Consider the following 8,657-nt stretch of genomic DNA (forward strand, 5'->3'; position numbering starts at 1 on the left):
CGCCGCCGCCCGCCCCCCCCGCCGGCGCCCCCGCCCCCCCCCCCCCCCCCCCCCCCCCCCGGGCACGGGCCAAAACCACTCAGGGCCTCGTAAGACTCGGCAGCGCCGTGGTCGCGTCGGGTTCGGGGGTTACGTGAACCCCACAGAGCCTCGCAAGACTCGACACCACCGTGGCCGCGTCGGGTTCGGGAGTTACGTGAACCCCACAAGGCCTCGCAAGACACGACACCACCGTGAGCGCGTCCGGTTCCGGGGTTACGCAGGCCCCACAGGGCCTCGCAAGACACACCACCGTGAGCGCGTCCGGTTTCAGGGCTACGTAGGCCTGCCAGGGCCTCGCTGCACTCGGCGCTGTTGCTGGGCGGGCCTGGCTCGGGGTTACGTGAACCGCCGAAGGCCTCGTAAGACTCGGCGCCGCCGCTGGTCGCGTTCGGTATCGGGGGTACGAGCCCGGCCAATACCGCGCTGAACTCGGCGCAACCGCGGCTGTGTCGAGGAGCTGCGCTCGCGGCGACGGTTCTGGGGTCAGGAGCCCTGCGAGACCTCGCTGGACGGGGCGCCGCCGTGGCTGCGTTCGGTTTCGGGGCTATCAGTCCTCCAAGTGTCCTCGCTGGATCGGGCGGGGCCGCGGTTGCGTCGATCGGCAGAAACGGTCTCCTCAAGTTTCTCCCAACCGGGCGAGGCATGGGGATATTTCGGATCGCCGTGGCGGTACGAGGGCATCGCGGACCTGCGGCGCGGAAAGTTATCCACAGGTTTCCCCAGTTATCCACAGGCTGGGTGACCCCTGGGGATACCAGGCGTCCCGGGCCTGTGGAACCACAGGCCACGGCCTGATTCGGTTACGCCGGCGTCACAGCGCAGAGCGACCGCGGTGCGGGAAACCGCGCGGAAACCGGCGCTGACGGGTCGATATCCGCTGGTGGAAACGACGAACCGGGCGGCCGGAAATCTTCTTCGGTCGTTATCCGGCGGACACCGAATCAATAGAATTCCGGGACCCGGCGGACGAATCCCCGGAAATCCGTCCATACGGGGATGAATCCATCCACAAGACCTCGGCGGGTTTTCCACAGGCTTCTCCACAGTGTGGAAAAGGGCTTTGCGGGGCGGTGCGCATTCTTCGATACCGGTCGATCCAGCCGGAGCCGCCCGGCAGAATTCGGGCCGGCCCCTGGGTCATATGGTCGCGGTATCGATGACGAACCGGTACCGCACATCGCTGGCCACGACCCGCTCGTAGGCGCCGTCGATCTCGTCCGCGGAAATCACCTCGATTTCCGCGCCGATTCCGTGTTCGGCGCAGAAATTCAACATTTCCTGGGTTTGCGCGATACCGCCGATCATCGAACCCGTCAGCGACCGCCGCCGCCCGGCCAGCACCTTCGGTTGCACCGTCAGCGGCTGTTCCGGCAAGCCGAGCACCACCAGGGAGCCGTTCAGGCGCAGCAGCTTCATATAGTCGTTGATCGGCAGATCGGCGGAGACAGTATTGATGATCAGGTCGAAGTGGCTACGCAGTTCCCGGAAGATCTGCTTATCGCTGGTGGCGTAGTAGTGCTGGGCGCCGAATCGTTTCCCGTCTTCCTGTTTGCTCAGCGAATGGCTCAGCACCGATACTTCGGCACCCAGCGCCGCCGCGATTTTCACGGCCATATGGCCGAGCCCGCCCATTCCGATAATCGCGACTCGCGTACCCGGCCCGGCACCCCACTGCCGCAGCGGCGAATACACCGTGATCCCCGCGCACAGCAGCGGCGCGGCCACCGACAGGTCTATACCTTCCGGAATTCCGACCACGAAGTTCTCGGTCACCACGATCTGGGTGGCATAGCCGCCCAGAGTGTGCCCGCCGGGCTGCACCTCCTCGGGGACCCGGCTGTTGTAGGTCATCACCGCCCCACGGGTGCAGTACTGCTCATCGCCCTCCAAGCACGGTTCACACACCCCGCAGGAATCGACCATGCAGCCGACACCGACCCGATCACCCACCCGATGCGCGGTGACCGCGGACCCGACCGCGGCCACGGTGCCCGCGATCTCGTGCCCCGGAACGCACGGGTAGGCGGCCCCACCCCATTCGTTGCGCGCGGTATGAATATCGGAATGGCAGATCCCCGCGTAGGCGATATCGATCAGCACATCCCGCGGACCGAGCGCCCGCCGCTCGATGGTGACCTTCTCGAACGCGGCATCGGGCCCGGCCATGGCATACGCGGCAACACTACTCATGGGTTAATGCCTACAGTATTTTTTGCGCGCTGGCGCGCGCGGGGTTCGGCCCCCTTGGTCCCTGCTGTCAGCACTCGACACTCGCGGCTGCGCCGCATCGCATCGAGCGCTGACAGCAGGGACGGGCCAAACCCTCTCAGGGCCTCGTAAGACTCGGCACCGCCGTGGTCGCGTCGGGTTCCGGGATTATGTTGGCCAGCGAGGCCTCGTAAGACTCGGCACCCGTGGTTGCGTTCGAGCTGCTCGGACTGCCTATTGCTGTTCGGGGTCTTCGAGGCGGCGGCGGACGCGGCGGGCGGCGGCGACCATATTGCGCAGGGCGGGGTCCAGCTGCCAGTGGTGGCGGGTTTTGAGGCCGCCGTCCGGGTTGGCCCACAGGCGTTCCGGGCCGACTGCCGCGGCGGCGGCGGTGAGCAGTTCGTCCAGTTCGTCGATATCGGGGATACGGGCCGAGCGGCTCTCGTAGACACCCGGGCCGACGCCGTGGCTGAGGCCGTGGCCGGAGGCGTAGTCCTCTTCGAGCGCCTTGAGTACCCATTCGATCGACCGGGTCGCGACGATCGCCGTCACATCGGCATCGAGCTGTTCGATGGCCTGCACGATCTCGGTACGGCCCGAGTACGGGATATGGGTGTGGATCTGGGTATCCGGCCGCACGCCGGAAGTCGCCAGCCGGAACGCGCCGATCGCCCAGCGCAGATATTCCGCGCGGCCCTCCGGGCGGGCCGGCCACAGCTCACGCAGGGCCGGTTCGTCGACCTGGATGATGCCGATCCCGGCGCGTTCCAGATCGACCACCTCGTCGCGGATGGCCAGGGCCACCTGATCGGCGGTTTCGTAGAGCGGCTGATCCTGCCGGACGAACGACCGCGCCACCATGGTGACCGGACCGGTGACCATGCCTTTGACCGGTTTATCGGTCAGCGACTGCGCGTAGGTGATCCATTCCACCGACATCGGGGCCGGCCGGGACACATCACCGTAGATGATCGGCGGCCGCACACAGCGCGAACCGTAGACCTGCACCCAGCCGAAATGTGTGGTCGCGAATCCGTCCAGCAATTCGGCGAAGTACTGGATCATATCGTTGCGTTCGTGCTCACCGTGCACGAGCACATCGAGCCCGATATCTTCCTGCAGGGCGATGGTCGCGGCGATCTCGGCTTCGATCTTCTTGCGGTATTCGTCGTAGGAGATCCGGCCTTCACCCAGGTGATGCCGGGCCTGCCGCGCCTCGGCGGTCTGCGGATAGGAGCCCAGCGTGGTCGCGGGCACCAAGGGGAGTTGCAGCTTTTCCTGCTGCGCGGCGCGGCGCACCGCATAGGGTTCGCGTTCCCGCATTTCCGGGGTGATCGCGTAGACGCGCTGCCGCACGGCGTGCTTCTGTTTGAAATGCACCTCACCCGGGCGTTTACGCCATTTGTCGGAGGGCCCCTCGGTGAGCGCTTTCGCCAGCGACACCACCTCGCCGACTTTCTGCTTGGCGAAAGCCAGCCGGTCGGCAACGTTCCCGTCGATATCGTATTCGGCGAGTACGTCGTAAGGAACGTGCAACAGCGTGGTTCCGGTGGAAACCACCAGGTCCGGGCACACCTGGGCGAGTTCGTTCAGGTACTCGAGCGTGACGTAGCGGTCCGCCCGCCACACATTCGTCCCGCTGATCACGCCCGCGTACAGGCGTTTGCGCCGGATCCCGGGAATCGCGGCGAGATCCTCCGGGCGCATCCGGTAGGACGCCAGATCCAGCCCGATCGCCTCCACCCCGGACGCGGCGAGAATGGTCAGCGCCTCACCGAAATCACCGTACTGCCCGGTGACCAGCAGGCGCGGCCGCAGCGGCGCCTTGGACAGCCGGTCGTAGGCACGTTCGAACGCCGCCAGTTCGGCCGGCGACCGTTCGGCAGTGAAGCAGGGTTCGTCGAGCTGGACGCAGGTGGACCCGCGCCGGGCCAGGATCTCGAACAGCTCCTCGTACACCGGCAGCAGTTTGTCCAGCAATTCGACGGTGTCGAAACCGGCCGATTCACCCGGCACACTGCCGGCCTTGGACAGCAGCAGCAGCGACACCGGCCCCAGCACCACCGGCCGCAATTCGATACCCGCGGCCATCGCCCGGTCCCATTCGTCGAGCAGGGCCTCGGGATGCAACGAGAATTCGGTATCGGCGTCGAGTTCGGGCTGGCGGTAGTGGTAATTGGTGCCGAAGAATCGCACCAGTTCCAGTGGCGGCAGATCGGGGCGCCCGCGGGCCATCAGGAAATAGAAATCCAGCTCGTCGAGCTCCTCCCGGTATTCGGCGAACCGGGACGGCACCGCACCGAACAGCAGCGCGTTGTCGAGCACATGGTCGTAGAACGAGAAGGTATTGCCCGGCACCTGGGTGAGTCCGGTGGCCGCGAGCTCATGGAACTGCTGTTCCTGGATATCGCGCGCGACCGCACGCAATTCCTGTTGCGTTATCGACTTGCGCCAGTACGCCTCGAGCGCGCGTTTGAGCTCCCGGTGCGGACCGATCCGCGGATAGCCGAGCACACTCGACCCGAACCCCTCGCTGACGTTGACCATTGCCGACCTCCGTGTCATCAGGCGCCACCACCACCGACGGTGCCGATCCTTGCCCCTGTCCTACCCACGAATCCGGGTCGCCCGCCGACGACCCCGGAACCGCCCCTGCTCGAGTCTTGCCCACTGCCGCCCCCAACATGCCCGACCGCCCACACCGACTCCAGCGTCGCACGGACTTCCCGCATCCGTCCCCGAACGCGCCCAGCGGCCGCACCGGCCGAGTCTCGGTCCACACCTGCCACTGCCTGGGCCCAGCCGCGGCACCGAACCGGTGCGACTCGGAGCCCTCTGATCCCGAAATCGAACGCAACCACGGCGGCGCCGAGTCCGGCGAGGCCCTGGCAACGTCATACCCGAAACCGGACGCGACCACGGCGGCGCCGAGTCTTACGAGGCCCTCAAAGGTTTTGACCCGTCCCTGCTGTCAGTGCTCGATGCGAGGCGGCGCAGCCGCGAGTGTCGAGTGCTGACAGTAGGGACCAAAGGGACCGAAACCCGCGCCGACGGAGTCGGCGCAAATTAATACTGGTAGAAGCCCGCACCGGTTTTCTTGCCGAGAAGTCCGGCTTCCACCATGCGCATGAGCAGGGGCGGGGCCGAGTAGAGCGGTTCCTTGAATTCGCCGTACATGGAGTCGGCGATGGATTTGACCGTGTCCAGGCCGACCAGGTCGGTGAGCGCCAGCGGGCCCATCGGGTGGGCGCAGCCCAGCACCATGGCTTTGTCGACGTCTTCCTTGGTGGCGAAGCCGGATTCGACCATCCGGATGGCGGACAGCAGGTAGGGCACCAGCAGAGCGTTGACCACGAAACCGGAGCGGTCCGAGGAACGCACGACCTCTTTGCCCAGGATTTCGGCGGCGAATTTCTCGGAGCGCTCGGTGACGGCGCCACTGGTTTTCAGCGTGGTCACCAGTTCGACCAGTGGCAGCACCGGCACCGGGTTGAAGAAGTGCATCCCGACGACCCGCTCGGGGTTGTTGGTCGCGACGGCGATCTTCATGATCGGAATCGAGGAGGTGTTGGAGGCGAGCACCGCGTTCGGGTCGGTGACCACCTTGTCCAGTTCGGCGAAGATCGACGTCTTGACCTTCTCGTCTTCCAGAACGGCCTCCACCACGAGCTGGCGGTCGGCGAAATCACCCAGGTCGGAGGTGAACCGCAGCCGCCAGGCCGCCTGTTCACGCTCGCGTTCGGTGATCTTGCCGCTGCTCACACCGCGGTCCAGCGACCGCAGGATGCGCGACCGGCCGGCCGCGGCGAGTTCCCGGGTCTGCTCGTACACCAGCACATCGACATGCGCGCGGGCGCACACCTCCGCGATGCCGGCGCCCATCTGTCCGGCGCCGATAACACCGACGCGCTGAATCTTTTCGCTCACGATCTCGCTCCTGTATCTTTTGGCGCCGCCTCCGGCGTCGCGTGGTTCGGGGCCCCCGAGGTCTCGTTCTTCACTCCGCCGCTCCTCCGCTTCGCTCCCCCGCTCTGTCGCTCCAGAACGAGACGGGCCCCGAACGTCAGGGTGTTCCGAGAACGCATACTGCCTGGTACAGCGGCGTGACGACGGGTGCACCGGCATGGGGGTGAGTCGTGTCTACGCGATCCACAGTAGAGGCACCGAAGCCCCCTCGCCGGGCTGTTGCGAGGGGGCGGCGGGTACACCCCTACCGAGGTAGTGGTTGCCGGTATCCGTCACGGATACCACCTGGGGTTCCGGGAAACCCGGAACCCGGCCGTGCCGTTCTCGACGCGCCCAGCGGCGGTGCCGAGTCCAGCGAGGCCCTTGGAGGTATCGGCCCGGCCATGCTTTCCGTGCTCGATGCGATGCGGCGAAGCCGCGAGTGTCGAGTGCGGAAAGCAGGGACCAAAGGGGCCGAAACCCCGCCGCGCGTCAGCGCGGCTCAGTGAAACTGTCCCTCTTCGGTGGAGCCCTTCAGGGCGGCCGTCGAGGTGTTCGGGTCGACGGTGGTGGCGATGGTGTCGAAGTAGCCGGCACCGACCTCACGCTGGTGCTTGATGGCGGTGAAGCCACGCTCGGCGGCGGCCTTGAACTCGCGCTCCTGCAGGTCGACGAAGGCGGTCATACCCTCGCGGGCGTAGCCGTAGGCCAGGTCGAACATGCCGTAGTTGAGCGAGTGGAAGCCGGCCAGGGTGATGAACTGGAACTTGAAGCCCATGGCACCCAGTTCGCGCTGGAACTTGGCGATGGTCGCGTCGTCCAGGTGCGCCTTCCAGTTGAAGGACGGCGAGCAGTTGTAGGCCAGCAGCTGGTCCGGGAACTCGCCGCGGACGGCCTCGGCGAACTTCCGGGCGACCTCGAGGTCCGGCACACCGGTTTCCATCCAGATGAGGTCGGCGTAGGGGGCGTAGGCCTTGGCACGCGCGATGCAGGGCTCGATGCCGTTCTTCACGCCGAAGAAGCCCTCGGCGGTGCGGGTGCCGTCGAGGAATTCGCGGTCGCGCTCGTCCACATCGGAGGTGATGAGGGTGGCGGCTTCGGCGTCGGTGCGGGCGATGATCACCGAGGGCACCTGGGCGACGTCGGCGGCCAGGCGCGCGGAGGTCAGGGTGCGGATGTGCTGCTGGGTGGGGATGAGCACCTTGCCACCGAGGTGGCCGCACTTCTTCTCCGAGGCCAGCTGGTCTTCCCAGTGCACACCGGCGGCGCCGGCGGCGATCATGGCCTTCTGCAGTTCGTAGGCGTTCAGCGCGCCACCGAAGCCGGCTTCGGCGTCGGCGACGATCGGGGCCAGCCAGTTCTCGACGGAGGTGTCGTTCTCGACCTTGGCGATCTCGTCGGCGCGCAGCAGCGCGTTGTTGATGCGGCGGACCACGTTGGGCACCGAGTTGGCCGGGTAGAGGCTCTGGTCGGGGTAGGTGTGCCCGGAGAGGTTCGCATCACCGGCGACCTGCCAGCCCGACAGGTAGATGGCCTTGAGGCCGGCGCGCACCTGCTGCACCGCCTGGTTACCGGTGAGGGCGCCGAGGGAGTTGATGTAGTCCTCGTTGTTCACCAGATCCCAGAGGATCTCCGAGCCACGCCGCGCGAGGGTGTGCTCTTCGACGACAGTGCCCTGCAGCTTCGACACCTGCTCGGCGGTGTAGTTGCGGGTGACGCCCTTCCAGCGCGGGTTGGTGTCCCAATCCTGCTGGATTTCCTCGGGGGTCTTCGGGGTGCCGGTGGTCGACATCTTCGACTCCACTTCCTTGTTCGGTCGGTCCGCCGGTCCGCGTCGACGGTGCGTTTCCGCACCGCACTGCTGGATCGACGATTCGCAGGCTTGCAATGCCCAGCGGGGGTACTTCCACACGATGGCACACGATCAAAACGCCGTCTACCTGTTGCTTCTGTGAATCCGAGCTAGGATCGGCCACAAGATTGTTAAGTCTGCAAAAGTAGCCAGCACATTGCCCCACGAAACTCTACTCACGAGTAGCCCTGACATGGGGTTTTAGCGTAACGCTCGTACTGTTAGCGGAAGCGCCGACCCCGCCCCCGGTCCCCACTCGCCGGCCACGGCTGTGAGGACCTTCATAACTGCTGTCGCCCGCCTTCAGTTCAATCCCGGTTTACCCGGATTTCGACTTGCGGCCCGAACGCCACGCGAAAGCGCAACCAAGGCGGCGCCGAGTCCTTATACGAGGCCCTGAGTGGTTCACACAACCCGGACGCGACCACGGCGGCGCCGAGTCCTACGAGGCCCTGGGTGGTTCACACAACCCGGAACCGGACGCAACCACGGCGGCGCCGAGTCTTACGAGGCCCTGAGAGGGTTCGGCCCGTGGCCGCCGGGGACGGTGTCCTCGCCCCGGAGGTGACCCGCGCCGTGATCCAGGCGTTCGCCGGGTCGGCCGCCGCAC

At 66.4% G+C, this 8,657-nt stretch carries 4 protein-coding genes; all 4 read right to left on the bottom strand.

The features are described from left to right. Positions 1 to 1,179 precede the first annotated feature (1,179 nt). On the bottom strand, positions 1,180 to 2,232 hold the full coding sequence (locus QH276_RS01445; protein WP_280398547.1) for an NAD(P)-dependent alcohol dehydrogenase: 1,053 nt from the start codon (positions 2,230 to 2,232) through the stop codon (positions 1,180 to 1,182). A gap of 252 nt (positions 2,233 to 2,484) precedes the next feature. Then, complete coding sequence (gene metE, locus QH276_RS01450; protein ID WP_280396516.1) at positions 2,485 to 4,797, bottom strand: 5-methyltetrahydropteroyltriglutamate--homocysteine S-methyltransferase; 2,313 nt, start codon at positions 4,795 to 4,797, stop codon at positions 2,485 to 2,487. Positions 4,798 to 5,316: 519 nt separating this feature from the next. Continuing rightward, positions 5,317 to 6,180 (bottom strand): 3-hydroxybutyryl-CoA dehydrogenase, encoded by an 864-nt coding sequence (locus tag QH276_RS01455; protein ID WP_280396517.1) that lies wholly within the window; start codon positions 6,178 to 6,180, stop codon positions 5,317 to 5,319. Between the two features lie 517 nt (positions 6,181 to 6,697). After that, positions 6,698 to 7,987, bottom strand: coding sequence for an isocitrate lyase (gene aceA, locus QH276_RS01460; RefSeq protein ID WP_280396515.1), 1,290 nt, complete (start codon positions 7,985 to 7,987; stop codon positions 6,698 to 6,700). Positions 7,988 to 8,657: the final 670 nt, after the last annotated feature.

The organism is Nocardia carnea, from assembly GCF_029869215.1.
Classification (GTDB): domain Bacteria; phylum Actinomycetota; class Actinomycetes; order Mycobacteriales; family Mycobacteriaceae; genus Nocardia; species Nocardia carnea_B.